Origin of the sequence: Tsukamurella sp. TY48 (assembly GCF_019656655.1) — a bacterium.
Classification (GTDB): Bacteria; Actinomycetota; Actinomycetes; order Mycobacteriales; family Mycobacteriaceae; genus Tsukamurella; species Tsukamurella strandjordii.
Window position 1 is genome coordinate 289,311 of sequence record NZ_BPMV01000002.1, and the last position, 15,079, is coordinate 304,389.

Consider the following 15,079-nt stretch of genomic DNA (forward strand, 5'->3'; position numbering starts at 1 on the left):
GGCCGCCGACGCGCCGCCGCGTCCGTCGCTACGCTGAGGACATGACGAACCCCGGTGATGCCCGCGACTCCGCGCCGAACGATGCACCTGTCGACGCACCCGGTGACGCACCCATCGACGCCGAGATCGTCGACCTGCCGGCGGCGCCCGTCGCCCCCACCCGCGCCGATGTCACCGGGTACACCGAGGGCGGGGTTCCCACCTTCGACCACGTCCGTGAGGTGATCGAGCGACGCACCGCCACCGCGATCGGCGGCGAGGAGCTCGCGCACGGCACGGCGGCCGGGCAGGACGCCGAGCGGGCCTTCGCCGAGCGGGAGAAGGCGGCCAAGGCGAAGCTCGACGAGATCCGCGCATCGCTACGGGCCTCGTCGCCCGAGAAGGACTGACCCGGGCTCAGGCCAGGTTGCCGGCCAGGTATTCCGCGTAGGCCGGAAGGTCGAGCTGACCATGGCCGGACAGTCCGATCACGAGGACCTCGTCGGAGTGCTCCCGCGCGTAGCTCGCGGCGGCCGCGATGGCGTGGGTCGATTCCGGGGCCGGCACGATGCCCTGGCTGCGGGCGAACTGCACGCCGGCGGCGAAGGCCTCGTTCTGCTCGATCGCCACGCCCTCGACCAGTCCGAGCTCCACCGTGTGGCTCAGCGCGGGCGACATGCCGTGGTAGCGCAGCCCACCCGCGTGGATCGGGTCGGGAACGAAGTCCATGCCCAGGGTGTGCATCTTCAGCAACGGGGTCAGGCCCGCCACGTCGCCGTGGTCGTAGCGGTACTCCCCCTTCGTGATCGACGGGCAGGCCGCGGGCTCGGCGGCCACGATCCGCGGGTTCTGCCGGCCGTGGATCTTCTCCCGCAGGAACGGGAACGCGAGACCCGCGAGGTTGGAACCGCCGCCCGCGCAACCGAAGACCACGTCGGCGCCCTTCTCGTGCAGATTCAGCTGGTCCACCGCCTCCAGGCCGATCACGGACTGGTGCAGCACCACGTGATTGAGCACGCTGCCCAGCGCGTACCGGGCGTCCGGGTCCTGCGCGGCCACCTCGACGGCCTCCGAGACGGCCATGCCCAGGCTGCCGCTGGTGTTCGGGTCCTTCTCCAGCATCGCGCGGCCCGACGCGGTGAGATCCGAGGGACTGGGATGCACGGTGCCGCCGTAGGTGCGCATGAGGTGACCGCGGTAGGGCTTGGAATCGAACGAGGCCCGCACCTGCCAGATCTCCACGTCGATGCCGAACTGGGCGCCGGCGAAGGAGAGCGCGCTCCCCCACTGTCCGGCACCGGTCTCGGTGGTCAGCTTCTTCACACCGTCGAGCGAGTTGTAGTAGGCCTGCGCCACCGCGGAGTTGGTCTTGTGCGAACCCACCGGGCTCACACCCTCGTACTTGACGTAGATCCGGCAGCTGGTGCCGAGTGCGTTCTCGAACTTCCGCGCACGGATGAGCGGCGACGGCCGCCACAGGGCCAGGATCTCGCGGACCGGCTCGGGGATCTCGTGGTACGCCTCGGTGGACCCCTCCTGCGCGATCAGGCCGCTCGCGAACAGCGGCGCCAGATCCTCCGGCTGCACCGGCTGCTTGGTCCCCGGATGCAGGTGCGGTGGGATCGGGGTCGAAAGCTCAGCGGCCAGGTTGTACCAGTGAGTGGGTACCTCCACCACGGTGATGTCGCGCTGATCGAGGTCCTGCGAGTGAGTCATGGATCACACCCTAGAACGCGTCCTCGCCGCTCTCGGCCGGGAGGTCCGAAGTCGGCCAAATCGGACTCGCCGGGAGGCAAGGCAGAATGGAAGCACGAGGCCTCCTTCACGAAGGTGATTGATACCAGTGACGCCACTGCTGGACGTACCGCTCACCGCGGGCATGCTGCCGGTCGCGCTCGCCGTCGCGGGCGCCGCCGGTCTGGCAGTGCTGCTCCTCGGCGTCCGGCGCGGTAGGCCCGCGCGCACCATCGCCGCGTGCATCGTCGGCGCGATCACCCTGACCGCGGTCCTCGACTACCTGGTGGAGTACGTGTGGCGGCCCTTCCCCGACCGGCTCGACCCGGCGGTACTGCTGTGGGTGGCGGTGGCGCTCACCGGGCTGCTGCTGGCGGCGGTCCGCATCGTCGAACGCCGCAGCTGGCGCACCGCCGCGGCCAGCGGCACCGCGGTGGTGGCCGTGTTCGCGATGGCCGCGGCGGAGGTTAACATCGTCTACTCGGCCTACCCCGTGGTCGAGGACCTGATGCCCGTCGAGTACCCGAACACGGTGCCGACGCCCGCGGCGGGAACCAGCCCCGCCCGCGGCAAGGTCGTCAATGCCACGATCCCGGCCACCTCATCGAAGTTCACCGCGCGCCCGGGCCTGGTGTACTTCCCGCCGGCGTACCTCTCCGCGTCGAGGGAGCGGCTTCCGGTGCTGGTGCTGCTGGCCGGGCAGCCGGGTGGTCCGCGGGACTGGTTCGTGGGCGGCAAGCTGGCGCGCACCATGGACGCCTACGCGCAGCGCCACGGCGGCGTGGCCCCGGTGGTCGTGGTCCCGGATGCGACCGGCGGCCCGCTGGCCAATCCCCTGTGCGCCGACACCAAGCGGGCGAAGGCCGCCAGCTATCTCGGCGTCGACGTTCCCGCGTGGATCCGGCAGAACCTGCCGGTGAACCCGGATCCGTCGGCGTGGGCGGTGGGCGGGTTCTCCTACGGCGGCACCTGCGCCCTGCAACTGGCCACCGGATTCCCGGACGTGTACCGCACCTTCCTCGCCCTCTCCGCCGATGCGGAGCCCGATCTCGGTGGCCCGGCCCGCACGATCTCCGAGGGCTTCGGCGGTGATCGATCGGCCTTCGAGCGGAACAGTCCGTTGGTCCGGATGGCCGCACGGACCTATCCGGACACCGCCGGTGTGGTGGTGGTGGGCACCGACGATCCCTCGGTCCAGGCGTCCTCGGTGAAGATCCGCGCCGCGGCGGCACGCGCGGGCATGAGTGTGCGGGAGCGTCGCCTCCCCGGCGGCCACAGCTTCGCGGTGTGGACCCCCGGCCTGGCGGCGGAGCTCGACTGGCTGGGCCAGCGCATGGGCCTCGGCGACTGATCAGGTCTGCAACAGCGCGGCCGCAGCGAAATCGCCGGCGTGCGCGAAAGCCGCCAGCACCACCGGTTCGCCTCGATCGATCCGGCCCTGAGCCAGCGATGTGGCGAGCGTGTGGGGCACCCCGACCGCGAACAGGTTGCCGCACTCGTCGAAGGTGTCGGGATGGCGCTCCGGCGGGAGTTCCAGCGCCTCACGCCAATTCCGCAGGAAGGTCCGGTTCGGCTGATTCGTCACGAGGTGGCCCACCTCGGGTCCGCGCAGTCCGCCCGCCGCGGCGGCGGCGAGTGCCACCTCGGGGACGAGCCGGTTGCCCCGCGCGAGGACCTTGGCGATCTTCGACTCGGTGAAGCCCACGTGGAGCTGCCCGCTGCCCGCCTCCCAGTACTTGCGCGGCGGATCGATCGCGGCCGTCATATCGCCGGCGTACTCGCTGTGCTGCGCGAGCACCACCTCGCGCACCGTGATGCCTTCGCCGTCCGCTGCGGCGGAGACCACCGCGGCGGCGGCACCGTCGCCCGGGATGGCGGCCTGCGGAAGTGTGCGCACGCGGTCCTGGGTGAAGACGTTCCCGGCCGCGTTCGTCGCCGTGAGCAGCAGTGCCGTGCGGGCGGTGCCCGCGGCGAACAGGGTGCGGGCCAGGTGCAGCATCAGGATGAACGCGGCGCAGCCGCCGTTGTGCAGATCGAGCACGAGCGAGGGCGACAGCTTCAGCCGCCTCGCCACGTCGCCGCCGCACCCCACCACCGGGAGGTCGGGCAGCTGGGAGTGGGTGAGGATCACATCGACCCCGGCCACGGCGGCGGCAGCGGGCTCGGGCAGCCGTTCGATCGCCGCGCACATGAGGTCGACATTGGACTCCTCGGGCCCCGCATGATGCCGGAACGCGGGAGGCGCGAACATCGGGTTCTCGGACAGCGTCCGGCTGTCGGCGTCGGCGAATTCCCGGAAGTACGAGGCGGGTACGCGGTTCGCGGGTAGATAGGACGCGAGGCCCATGATGTGGGTGTCCATCACGCCATCCACTCCGGACGGATGGGCAGTCCTCGCGCGTGCCGATGCTCGGCGATGGCGGTGAGGTTGTCGAGTTCGAGCTGGTGGCCGGCCGAGAACATGTCCCAGAAGTCGCCGACCCAGACGGGGCGTTCGGGTGGCGCTGTCTCGGGGTACGGGTTCTCGTCGTAGAACGGATGGTGGCAATTGGTCCAGAGCACCACGGAACCCGGCTTGTTGAAGACGGCCTGCGCGTCCACCACCCGCATCAGGTAGATCATCCACAGGTGTTTCCCCTGATCCCAGGCGCAGTGGTAGTCCACGGTGCGAGCGGTGGGCTCGGCGACGGTGCGGGTGTAGATCTCGGTCTGGTCGCCGAGCATGTCGCGGGCCACCCACAGTCCGGGTTCGTCGGTGCGCTCGAAACCGCGCAGGCTGTACGTCCACTCCTCCAGCGAACGGGTGTCGGCGAGCCATGCGTACAACTCGTCCGGCGGCGCGTTCACATAGCCCTGCACGGTGCAGAAGTCGCCGAAGACCTGCTGGTGCGGGTATACCGACCGGAGCCGGTCCAGCACCAGTGGAGTGGCGACCGGGCGCGGATGGCTCTCGATCCGGATGGTTCCTTCGATGTCGTCCAGGGGCGGGATCATCGGGGCTCCTTCGCGGTGGCGGGCAGGATGGCGGCGAACGGTGGGATCTCAAGCGGATCGGTGTCGATCACCAGGCACTCCGGTCCGTCGCGCGTCTCGGCGAGATCGAGGGCGGCCGTACGGATCTCGTCGACGGTGCCGGCGGTGCGCACCCGCATGGTGGGGAACATCGCGGCCAGCCCGTCGCCGATGCGGGTGTGCCGGAACAGGTTCAGGCTGGGGAGATCGGAGAAGAAGCGCTCCTCCCGGGCCACGCACATGCCGTGGGCGTCGTTGTTGAACACCACCAGCAGCACCGGCGCGTTCGCCTCGATCGCGGTGTGGATCTCCATACCGTGCATGTAGAAGGCGCCGTCACCGGCGAGGATCACCGTGCGGCGCCCGGTGGCGATCGCGGCGCCCACGCCGGCGGCGATGCCGAAGCCCATCCCGCCCATGCCGAGGGCCACCACGAACCGGGAGCCGGTGCCCAGCGGGAGGCGATGCACGGCGGCGGCGCCGGCGTTGCCGGCATCGGCGAAGACGAGGGCGTCCGGCGGGATGGTCTCCGCCAGGGTGTCGACGGCGTCCGCGCAGGTGATCCGGCCGCTCTCCGGGCGAGGCACGACGATCGGCTCGGGCCCGGCCGTGGTCCACGGGGGCCGGTCCGGCCCCGGACCGAGCCCGGTGACGAGGCCGCGGATGTACCCCGGTACGTCGGGAGCCGGTTCGTGTACGGACACCTCGAACAGCGGCGGCTGCGCATCGGCGTGCACGGTGAAGGTCGCTCGGAGGGCGGGCTCCAGCCCACCGCGATCCATGACATCGAGATCGGTGCCGAGGGCGAGGATCAGATCGGCTTCCCCCGCCGCACGGACGACCGACGGGTGGCCCATCACGCCGGACACGCCCACGGTGCGCCCGTCCCCGAGCGCCAGGTCTCGGCCGTTCGGTCCCACCGCGATCACCGCGCCCGTCGCCCGGGCCAGGTCACCCACCGCGCGGCCGACGCGGGCCCGCGACGCCGCACCGCCGAGCAGGATCAGGGGTCGCCGCGCCGCCCGGAGCGCGTCGATCACCTCGGCGGACGGCGCGATGGTGGGCGGTGACGCGTAATGACGCTCGGCCGGCATCTCCTGCGCGTCCGCGACCTGGACGTCCTTGGGGAGGAGAAGGGCCGCGGGGAGCCCGCTGTCGAGGGCGTCGAAGGCGCCCGCGAGCGCGGGCCCGAGGTCCGACGGTGCGCCCACCCGCGCCGAGTATCCGGTGACGGCGCGGAACAGGGCCGGAGCGTCGACACTGCGCGGCGCGTTGCACATGTCCTGGAACGCGCCGTGCCCCTCCGAACCGGTGGGCGGGCAGCCGATGAGGGCGAGCACCGGCACCCGGGACTGGTACGCCTCCGCGAGTGCGGGAACGCAATTCATCGCGGCGCCGCCCGATGTCGCGATCAGGCAGCTGGGCCGACCGGTGATGCGGGTGGCACCGTCGGCCATGGCGCCCGCGCCGAACTCGTGTTTGGCGATGGTCAGCCGGACCCGCCGGTCGCGGGGCGCGCGGAGCAGTGCCGCGAACAGATCCTCCGAGTTGGCGCCGTGGATACCGTACGCGTTACGAATCCCATACCCATACAACGCATCTGCTAGTGCACTTGCGCAGTTCGGCGTCACATCAGCCACAGTAGGCCCGTGTGACTCGCACCACAAGGAAGGTCCGCAGGACGAAGGATTGACCGTCAGATGCATTGCACCGGAATGTATCTGCGTACCGGACTATTCGGGCGCGGAACCCCCGTCGAAAGCGGCGAGGAGGCGTTGTGCGGCCAGCGCCGGGGTCAGGCTTCCGTCCTGCACTCCGGCCTCCACCTCGCCGCGCACGAAACGCACACCGTCGGACCGCTCGACCCGGCCCAGCACGGCGTCGCGCACCATGGTCCAGGTCCACTCCACCTGCTGGTCGCGGCGGCGCCGGTCGAACTCCCCCGCGTCCCGCAGCGTCCGCTGGTGCCGCAGGATCTCGTCCCAGAACTCGGGGACGCCGGTGCCCTCCAAGGCGCTCATGGTGAGCACGGGCGGGCGCCACAGCGAGCCCTTCGGATGGATCAACCGCAGCGCGCCGGACAGTTCGCGCGCGGCCACCCGGGCCTCCACGATGTGGTCACCGTCGGCCTTGTTCACCGAGACCACATCGGCGAGCTCCAGCACGCCCTTCTTGATCCCCTGCAGTTGATCACCGGTCCGCGCCAGGGTGAGGAAGGCGAAGGTGTCCACCATGTTCGCCACCGTCACCTCGGACTGGCCCACACCCACGGTCTCCACCAGGATCACGTCGAAGCCCGCCGCCTCGAGCAGCACGATCGTCTCGCGCGTGGCCTTGGCGACGCCGCCGAGGGTTCCGGAGGTCGGAGACGGCCGGATGTAGGCACGCGGGTTCACCGCGAGCGTCCCCATCCGCGTCTTATCGCCGAGGATCGAGCCGCCGCTGCGCGTGGACGACGGGTCCACCGCGAGCACGGCGACTTTGTGCCCCAACGAGATCAGGTGATTGCCCAGGGCCTCGATCGTGGTCGACTTGCCCACCCCGGGAACGCCCGTGATCCCCACCCGGGTGGAGATCGGAGCGTCCGGTGCCGGCGTCAGCTCCAGCAGCAGTTCCTGCGCCAGCGCCTGGTGATCGGCCCGCCGCGACTCCACGAGCGTGATCGCCCGCGCCAGCACCGCCCGGGTGTCGGCCCGCACGCCCTCGGCGAGCTCGGAGACGGTGATCACGCCAGCTGGTACCCGAGGTTGCTACCGAGGTTCTGCAGGAGATCGACGGCGGCATCGGCGATCACGGTGCCGGGCGGGAAGATGGCCGAGGCGCCCGCGGCGTACAGGTCGTCGAAATCGCCGGGCGGGATCACACCGCCCACCACGATCATGATGTCGGGCCGACCCACCGCCGCCAGCGCATCGCGCAGCGCCGGCACCAGGGTGAGGTGACCGGCCGCGAGGCTCGACACCCCGACCACGTGCACGTCGTTATCGGCGGCCTGCTGGGCCACTTCCTCCGGGGTGGAGAACAGCGGGCCCACATCCACATCGAAGCCGAGGTCGGCGAAGGCGGTGGCGATCACCTTCTGGCCGCGATCGTGGCCGTCCTGCCCCATCTTGGCGATCAACACGCGCGGACGGCGGCCGTCGGCCTCCTCGAACTTCTCCACCAGCGCCGACGCGGCGGCGATGTTGCTGGCGGCTCCGGCCTCGTCGCGGTACACGCCACTGAGGGTACGGATCTCGGCCTGGTGCCGCCCGTAGACCTTCTCCAGCGCGTCCGAGATCTCACCGACGGTGGCCTTGGCGCGGGCCGCGTCGATCGCCAGCGCGAGCAGGTTGTTCTCCATGCCGCCCTCGGACGAGGCGGCGGCGCGGGACAGGTTATCCAACGCGGCCTGCACCTGTGCGTCGTCCCGCTCCGCGCGCAACTGCTCCAGCTTGGCGAGCTGTTCGGCGCGCACGCGCGAGTTCTCGACCTTGAGGATCTCGATCTCCGCGTCCTCGGGCACCTGGTACTTGTTCACCCCGATCACGGGCTGGCGGCCGGAATCGATGCGGGCCTGAGTGCGGGCGGCCGCCTCCTCGATGCGCAGCTTCGGGATGCCCTCGGCGATCGCCTTGGTCATGCCGCCGGCCTCCTGCACCTCCCGGATGTGGGCGCGGGCGCGCTCGGCCAGCTCGTGGGTCAGCGTCTCCACGTAGTAGGAGCCGCCCCACGGGTCGATCGGACGCGTGGTGCCCGATTCCTGCTGCAGCACCAGCTGGGTGTTACGGGCGATGCGCGCCGAGAAGTCGGTCGGCAGCGCGATGGCCTCATCGAGCGCATTGGTGTGCAGCGACTGGGTGTGGCCCTGCGTGGCGGCCATCGCCTCGACACAGGTCCGGGCGACGTTGTTGAAGACGTCCTGCGCGGTGAGGCTCCAGCCGGAAGTCTGCGAATGCGTGCGCAGCGACAGCGATTTGCTGTTCTTCGCGTCGAAACCGGCGACCAGCTCGCTCCACAGCAGGCGGGCGGCGCGGAGCTTGGCCACCTCCATGAAGAAGTTCATGCCGATGCCCCAGAAGAAGGACAGCCGGGGTGCGAACTTGTCCACGTCGAGGCCCGCCTCGATGCCGGCCTTGATGTATTCGACACCGTCCGCGAGGGTGTACGCCAGCTCGAGATCGGCTGTGGCCCCGGCCTCCTGGATGTGATAGCCCGAGATCGAGATCGAGTTGAACTTGGGCATCTGCTGGGAGGTGTAGGCGAAGATGTCGGAGATGATCCGCATCGACGGCGCCGGCGGATAGATGTAGGTGTTGCGCACCATGAACTCTTTGAGGATGTCGTTCTGGATGGTGCCGGCGAGCTTGTCCGGCCCCACCCCCTGCTCCTCGGCGGCCACCACGTACAGCGCCAGGATCGGCAGCACGGCGCCGTTCATCGTCATCGAGACGGAGACGCCGCCCAGATCGATGCCGTCGAAGAGCTGGCGCATGTCCAGGATCGAGTCGATCGCCACACCTGCCATGCCCACGTCGCCGGTCACGCGCGGGTGATCGGAGTCGTATCCGCGGTGGGTCGCGAGGTCGAAGGCCACCGAGAGCCCCTTCTGGCCCGCGGCCAGGTTGCGGCGGTAGAAGGCGTTCGATTCGGCGGCGGTCGAGAAGCCCGCGTACTGCCGGATGGTCCACGGCTGGTTGACGTACATCGTGGGGTACGGGCCGCGGATGAAGGGCACCGCGCCCGGGTACGAATCGACGGGGAACCCGGCCTCGGCCACGGCGTCGCGGTCCGCGCGGGTGTACACGGGCTTGACGTCGATGCCCTCGGGCGTCGACCACACCAACTGGTCCGGGGTGTACGCGTGCGCCTGCGCGGCGCCGTCGACGAAGGCGTCGACGTCCGCGGCCGACGGCGCGGCGGGAGCCGGCGTCGTGGACTCGAACGAGACGTCGGCGAAGCTGCCGATCGTGGTGTCAGTCATCACGCCCCCAATCGGGTGAGCAGGTCGTCGAGCACGGCAGCCGCGTCGATCTTCGCGTGCAGGTAGAAGTCGATCAGGCCGTCGCCCACGGTGCCCGGGGCGCCCGCCAGCAGCACGAGGTAGCCCTCGTCGCGGAGCGAGCGGGCCAGCGTCTCGCCCTCGTCGGCGTAGCCGCCGTCGGAACCCGCGAGGACCACGATCTTGGCGCCCGGCGAACCGTCCACGGTGGCGGTCCCGGCCACCTGCTCATCGGCGTCCAGCACGGTCTCGATGCCGCCGGAGGCCAGCAGGTTGGTCAGGAAGGTCGAGCGGCCGTTGTGCGCCGCGACGGAACCGATGGTCACCATCCGGATCCGCGGCCGCACGCCGTGTTCGCGCAGGAACGAATCCGAGCGCGTGCGGAGCGCCTCGAACGGGGCGGCGTAGGCGCGGAGCACGGGCCCGTTGGTGGCGGCCGACGGTGCGATCGGCGCCTCGGCGAGGTTCGGGAATTCGTTGACGCCGGTGAGCTTGCGGGCGCGGCGCGAGACCGCGGCGTCGCGGCGCTCGGCGGCCTCGCCGAGCCGGTTCGCGATGGTCTCGTCCTCGACGCCGCGGGCGAAGCCGCCGTCCCGCTCGACGGCCTGCAGCTCGGCCCATGCCGCGCGGGCGAGATCGTCGGTGAGGGATTCGACGTGCCAGGAACCGGCGCCGGGATCGGCGACGCGGCCGAGGTTCGACTCCTCCAGGAGCAGGAGCTGGGTGTTGCGGGCGATGCGCCGGGAGAACGCCGGCGAGTACCCCTCGACGCCGCCGGGCAGGGCCGCGTCGTATCCGAGGGTGGTCACGTAATCGGCGCCACCCACGCCCGCGCCGAACGCGGCGACGGTGCCGCGGAGCATGTTCACCCACGGATCGCGCTGGCTGGTCGCGGCGAGCGAGGTCACCGCGTGCACCGGGGCGTTCCCCGCTTCGGGGTGCCCGAGCTGTTCCGCGACGCGGGCCCAGACGGTGCGCCAGGCGCGGATCTTGGCCAGCGTGAGGAACTGGTCGTCGGTGGCGGCCAGCCGGACCGTCACCTGGCCCAGTGCGGCGGCCACGGACAGTCCGGCGGCGGTGAGAGCGCGGATGTGGTCGAGGCCGGCGGCGGCCGCGAGGCCGAGTTCCTGGGCGCAGGTGGCGCCGGCGTTGTGCAGGTCGGCACCGTCGACCACGAGGGCGCGCACGTCCTCGGCCCGGGCGTCGGCCGTGCGGGCCAGCGCGACGGCCTCCTCGTCGGAGACATCGGAGCGACCGACCACGGCCGAGGTGAGCGGCGCGGCGCCGAGGCTGACGCGCACCAGGTCGGCACGGTACTGATCGCTCCGGGCGGCGGTGTCGAGCGCGGCGAGCACCTGGTCGGCCGCCTCGACGGCGTGCGAACCGGCGGTGAGCAGGATCGGAGCCATGTCCGGGTACACGCCGTCGAGCAGGACGCCGGGGTCGCGCCGGGTGATCCACAGCGCGCTCGCGCCGGATTCGAGGGCGCCCAGGACATCGGCCGCGTCGGTCTCGGGTCCGAAGACCTCGGCCACGCGCCATCCCAGGCGGACATCGGGCGTCGGCGAACCGCCGCGGGTGTACGGGTACGCCCCCGGCAAGGGGGCCTCGGGCAGTTCGTCGCGCTGCGAGTACAGCGGCGCGATGAGGACGCCGTCGTCCTCGGTGGGGGTGGTCAGGGCCGCGATCGGATCCTCCGGCGGCGTTCCGCCGCGCGACTTCGCGAGCACCGCGCCGACCGATTCGCGCCATGCATCGTAGGGATTGTCTGCCACGCGCCCTCCTCACCTGTGGCCCAGCACACCTGCGGGCCTGTGGCGCCGTGCCATCACAGCGGCGTCCGAGAACTCACGTTAACTGATTCGACTATCTACGCCCCAGTAGGGTCGCGCCGCTGCGCCGGTCAGGCGCGTATCTTGGCTCGACGTGGGTGCCAACGAAACTCGGTTCCGTCCCGGCGACCGGTCGTTGGTGATCCGGGCGGTGATCGGCTGCGCGGTCGTGCTCACCGTGGTGGCGGCGGGCCTGTTGCTGCCCCATCCCGCCCCGTCGACGATCCGGGCCTGGGCCGATTCGACGGGACCGTGGTTCCTGGCGCTGTTCTTCCTCACGCACGTCGTGGTCACGGTGTTCCCGATCCCGCGCACGATGTTCACGGTGTCGGCCGGATTCCTGTTCGGCCCCGTCGTGGGCATCACCGTGTGCATGACGGCGTCGACGCTCGCCGCGGTGATCGCCTTCCTCGGGGTGCGCGCGATCGACCGGCGCTATCCGTCGGAGGTGATCGCGCGGGTCCGCGAACACCCGGCCTACGCGCCGATCGCCGCCCGTCTGCGCACCCGGGGATGGCTCGCGGTGGGATCGCTGCGGCTCATCGCACCGGCGCCGTTCTCGCTGGTCAACTACGCGTCCGCGCTCTCGCCGGTCCGGTTCTGGCCGTACACGGTGGCGACGGTGGCCGGCCTCGCCCCCGGAACCATCGCCGTGGTGCTGCTGGGCGATGCGCTCACCGGCCGGTCCGAACCCTGGCTGGTGGCGATCAGCATCGGCCTGATGTCGATCGGACTGCTCGGCCTGGTCGCCGACGCCCGGATGCCCGCAAGCCGTAAGCCTTGATCAGGGGCAGCGCAAGCGTCTGAGCTTGCTAGCGGAGTCCGAGGAGCGCCGGGAGGTCGACGACGCCGCCGAGCACGTGGTCGGCACCGGCCGTCGCGAGTGCCTCGGGATCGGCCTTCCCAGTGAGCACGCCCACCGAGATGGCACCGGCGTTGTTCGCCGCCTGCACGTCGACGGCGGTGTCCCCCGCCGCCAGCACGCGGCGGACGTCGCGGGCGCCCGTCTTCTCCATCGCGCGGTGGATCAGGTAGGGCGCCGGGCGGCCCGCCGCGACATCGGAGGTGGTGACCACCGCGTCGACGGTCGCTTCGGGATCGTCGCCGATCCGCCACCCCAGGGCGGCGAGTAGTGGGTAGGCCACGGCGTCGTCGAATCCGGTGGTCAGGGCCACCGGGATACCGCGCCCGCGGAGCTCGGCGAGCGCTTGCGGCACACCGTCGATCGCGGTGGGTGGGGTGCCGGCGTAGGCCTGCCCGAGGCGCTCCCGGAAGCGCTCGAACCCGGCGGCGACGCGCTCGGCGGTGGGCTCGACACCTCCGATCCGCAGCAGGTTGGTGATAGCCTCGACCTTGTCGGTCCCCATCCAGGCCTGCAGATCCGGCTGCGCAACCGGGGCTCCGCCGTCCTCGACCGCGCCGCGCAGCGCCTCGTAGACCGCACCGCCGTCGTCGATCGTGGTTCCGGCCATGTCGAGGGCGACGAGGTCGACGGGAACGGTCATGCGTTTCTCCTGACGGGAAGGGATCGGAGCGTCGCCGCGGGTGCGGCGAAGAGGCGGTTCTCGACGGTCACGGTGGTCACGCCGGGCACATACCGGTCCTCGGAGTACTCGACGACGTCGCCTGCGGAATCAGTGGTGATCCGGCGGACCCGCAGCAGCGGAGATCCTTCCGGCACTGCGAGATCTGTGGCGTCCTCGACGGTGGCGGCCACTGCGTCGAGCTGATGGGTCGAGGCGAAGAGATCAGCGCCCGCGTCGAGCAGGAATCGGTTCACGGATCCGGAATCCGGGTCGAACTCCATCAGGCGGCGGCCCAGTTCCCAGGTGAAGTACATCTCCTCGCGCAAGGCGGGCGCACCGTCGAGCGTGCGGACCCGGCGCAGTTCCAGGACCGGGTCTCCCGCCGCCACCTGCAGCCGTTCCGCGATCTCCTCGGTGGCGGGAATCCGGGCCTGGAGGGTGGTGCGCTGTCCCGGCTCACGGCCCTGCTCGGTGGCCCACGCGGTGAACGATCCCAGCGCACTGGCGGAATGGCTCGGCACGTTCCGGCGCACCACCGGCGAGCGCCCCTGTCCGCCGACGATCAGGCCCTCGGCGCGCAGGGTCGCCAGGGCTTGCCGCACCGGACCACGCGAGGTGCCGAACTCCTCACACAGGGAGGCCTCGCTGGGCGCCTGCTCACCCTCCGGCCAGTCCCCCGAACCGATCCGCGTGCGGAACTCGGCCGCGAGACGTTGGTGGAGCGGCTGACCTGCTGTCATGACCTTGAGTATACAAGTGCGCCTGGCATCAACGAGGTCGATGCATGAACGGTCGATGAACGAATATCTACACGGATGTACGCCGGGACAACTTGTATAGACATCTACCGCAGGGGCTTGTTCGAAACGGGGTGCGCACGCCAAGCTCGACGACATGGACAGCGCAGCGGACATCGTGATCGTGGGAGCCGGCGTCGTGGGACTCGCCCACGCGGCCGAAGCCCTCGCCCGCGGCCTGCGCGTGACGGTGCTGGAGCGCGATGCCCGCGCCGTGGGCGCCTCCGTACGCAACTTCGGTCACGCCTGTGTCACCGGGCAGTCCGGCGACCTCGCCGAGCTCGCCCACCTCGCGCGGGAGCGGTGGCTCGACCTCGACGACCGCGCCCGGCTCGGTGTCCGCGCGACCGGCGGACTCGCCGTCGCACGTCACGCCACCGAGCTCGCCGTCCTCGAAGAACTCGCCGCCGCCCGGCCCGGCGACGTCGAGCTGCGCACCGCCGCGTCCACCCGCTTCGAGCTCCCCGGCGGCGCCGACGACATCGTGGGAGGCGCAGCGCTCCTGGCGGACCTGCGCGTCGACCCGCGGACCACCGTCGGGCGCCTCGCCGCATGGATCGACGCCCAGGATCGCGCCGCGGTCCTCTTCCGCACTGCCTACCTCGGCTTCGACGGCACCCACGCCGTCACCAGCCGCGGCCGGATCTCTACCGACCGCGTGATCGTCTGCGTCGGCCACGATCTCGACCACCTCTACCCGGAGACGGCGGAGGAACACCGGATCGACCGCTGCGCCCTGCAGATGGCGCGTGCCGCCGACCCGGGTGCGCCGATCACCCCCGCGGTACTCACCGCGACCTCGCTGCTGCGCTATCCGGCCTTCGCCGGTACCGCCGCCGCAGGCGCGCTCCGCGACCGGATGCGCGCCGAGCGACCCGACCTGCTCGACATCGACGCCAACGTCATGTTCACCCAGCGGCCCGACGGCACGCTGCTCATCGGCGACTCGCACCACACCGAGGCCACCGTGGCTCCCTTCCTCGACGAGACGATCGCGGACACCCTGCGCACCGAGGTGGCACGGGTGCTCGGGATCGCGGATCTGCGGATCGTCGAACGGTGGCAGGGCGTGTACGCCTCCAGTCCGCTCCGCCCCTACGTCGTCGCCGAGCCGCAGCCGGGACTCCATGTGCGCGTGGTGACCTCGGGTGTCGGCATGACCATTGCGCACGGGCTCGCCCGCCGCCACTTCCCCGCCTGATCCCTCCCCGACCAGAA

Annotated in this window: 13 protein-coding genes; 4 read left to right on the forward strand and 9 right to left on the reverse strand. The window is 71.1% G+C overall.

Going from position 1 to position 15,079, the window contains the following annotated elements:
* Window positions 1–41 precede the first annotated feature (41 nt).
* Window positions 42–389, forward strand: coding sequence for a hypothetical protein (locus TTY48_RS17190; RefSeq protein WP_220658868.1), 348 nt, complete (start codon window positions 42–44; stop codon window positions 387–389).
* A 7-nt stretch (window positions 390–396) separates the two neighbouring features.
* Here TTY48_RS17190 and TTY48_RS17195 read toward each other — a convergent pair whose 3' ends face one another.
* Window positions 397–1,695 (reverse strand): TrpB-like pyridoxal phosphate-dependent enzyme, encoded by a 1,299-nt coding sequence (locus tag TTY48_RS17195; RefSeq protein ID WP_220658869.1) that lies wholly within the window; start codon window positions 1,693–1,695, stop codon window positions 397–399.
* A 127-nt stretch (window positions 1,696–1,822) separates the two neighbouring features.
* Between TTY48_RS17195 and TTY48_RS17200 the strand changes: the two genes are divergently transcribed.
* Window positions 1,823–3,064 carry an alpha/beta hydrolase family protein gene (locus TTY48_RS17200; protein ID WP_220658870.1) on the forward strand — a complete coding sequence of 414 codons (1,242 nt, stop codon included), beginning with the start codon at window positions 1,823–1,825 and terminating at the stop codon, window positions 3,062–3,064.
* Here the strand turns inward: TTY48_RS17200 and TTY48_RS17205 are convergent, their stop codons facing one another.
* Genes TTY48_RS17205 through TTY48_RS17230 form a run of 6 tightly spaced genes read right to left on the reverse strand, consistent with a single transcriptional unit; the run spans window position 3,065 to window position 11,481 of the window.
* A complete protein-coding gene (locus TTY48_RS17205; RefSeq protein ID WP_220658871.1) occupies window positions 3,065–4,075 on the reverse strand; it encodes a 3-oxoacyl-[acyl-carrier-protein] synthase III C-terminal domain-containing protein in 1,011 nt (336 codons plus the stop codon).
* Window positions 4,075–4,707 carry an SRPBCC family protein gene (locus tag TTY48_RS17210; protein WP_220658872.1) on the reverse strand — a complete coding sequence of 211 codons (633 nt, stop codon included), beginning with the start codon at window positions 4,705–4,707 and terminating at the stop codon, window positions 4,075–4,077. Before TTY48_RS17210 ends, TTY48_RS17205 begins: the two co-directional genes overlap by 1 nt.
* On the reverse strand, window positions 4,704–6,431 hold the full coding sequence (locus tag TTY48_RS17215) for a thiamine pyrophosphate-binding protein (protein WP_220658873.1): 1,728 nt from the start codon (window positions 6,429–6,431) through the stop codon (window positions 4,704–4,706). Before TTY48_RS17215 ends, TTY48_RS17210 begins: the two co-directional genes overlap by 4 nt.
* Window positions 6,432–6,458: 27 nt before the next feature.
* Complete coding sequence (gene meaB / locus TTY48_RS17220; RefSeq protein WP_220659605.1) at window positions 6,459–7,451, reverse strand: methylmalonyl Co-A mutase-associated GTPase MeaB; 993 nt, start codon at window positions 7,449–7,451, stop codon at window positions 6,459–6,461.
* Window positions 7,451–9,688 carry a methylmalonyl-CoA mutase gene (scpA, locus tag TTY48_RS17225; RefSeq protein WP_220658874.1) on the reverse strand — a complete coding sequence of 746 codons (2,238 nt, stop codon included), beginning with the start codon at window positions 9,686–9,688 and terminating at the stop codon, window positions 7,451–7,453. Before scpA ends, meaB begins: the two co-directional genes overlap by 1 nt.
* Window positions 9,688–11,481 (reverse strand): methylmalonyl-CoA mutase family protein, encoded by a 1,794-nt coding sequence (locus TTY48_RS17230; RefSeq protein ID WP_220658875.1) that lies wholly within the window; start codon window positions 11,479–11,481, stop codon window positions 9,688–9,690. The genes scpA and TTY48_RS17230 overlap by 1 nt, the downstream gene beginning before the upstream one ends.
* Window positions 11,482–11,632: 151 nt before the next feature.
* Between TTY48_RS17230 and TTY48_RS17235 the strand changes: the two genes are divergently transcribed.
* Window positions 11,633–12,322, forward strand: a complete 690-nt coding sequence (locus TTY48_RS17235) for a TVP38/TMEM64 family protein (protein WP_255585800.1) — start codon at window positions 11,633–11,635, stop codon at window positions 12,320–12,322.
* A 28-nt stretch (window positions 12,323–12,350) separates the two neighbouring features.
* Here the strand turns inward: TTY48_RS17235 and TTY48_RS17240 are convergent, their stop codons facing one another.
* Both TTY48_RS17240 and TTY48_RS17245 read right to left on the reverse strand, forming a co-directional pair.
* Complete coding sequence (locus TTY48_RS17240; protein WP_220658876.1) at window positions 12,351–13,043, reverse strand: phosphonatase-like hydrolase; 693 nt, start codon at window positions 13,041–13,043, stop codon at window positions 12,351–12,353.
* The gene (locus TTY48_RS17245; protein ID WP_220658877.1) at window positions 13,040–13,804 is read right to left on the reverse strand and encodes a GntR family transcriptional regulator; all 765 of its coding nucleotides are present in this window, start codon (window positions 13,802–13,804) and stop codon (window positions 13,040–13,042) included. The genes TTY48_RS17240 and TTY48_RS17245 overlap by 4 nt, the downstream gene beginning before the upstream one ends.
* Before the next feature lie 154 nt (window positions 13,805–13,958).
* On the opposite strand from TTY48_RS17245, the gene TTY48_RS17250 reads away from it, so the two are divergent.
* A complete protein-coding gene (locus tag TTY48_RS17250) occupies window positions 13,959–15,062 on the forward strand; it encodes a TIGR03364 family FAD-dependent oxidoreductase (protein WP_220658878.1) in 1,104 nt (367 codons plus the stop codon).
* Window positions 15,063–15,079: the final 17 nt, after the last annotated feature.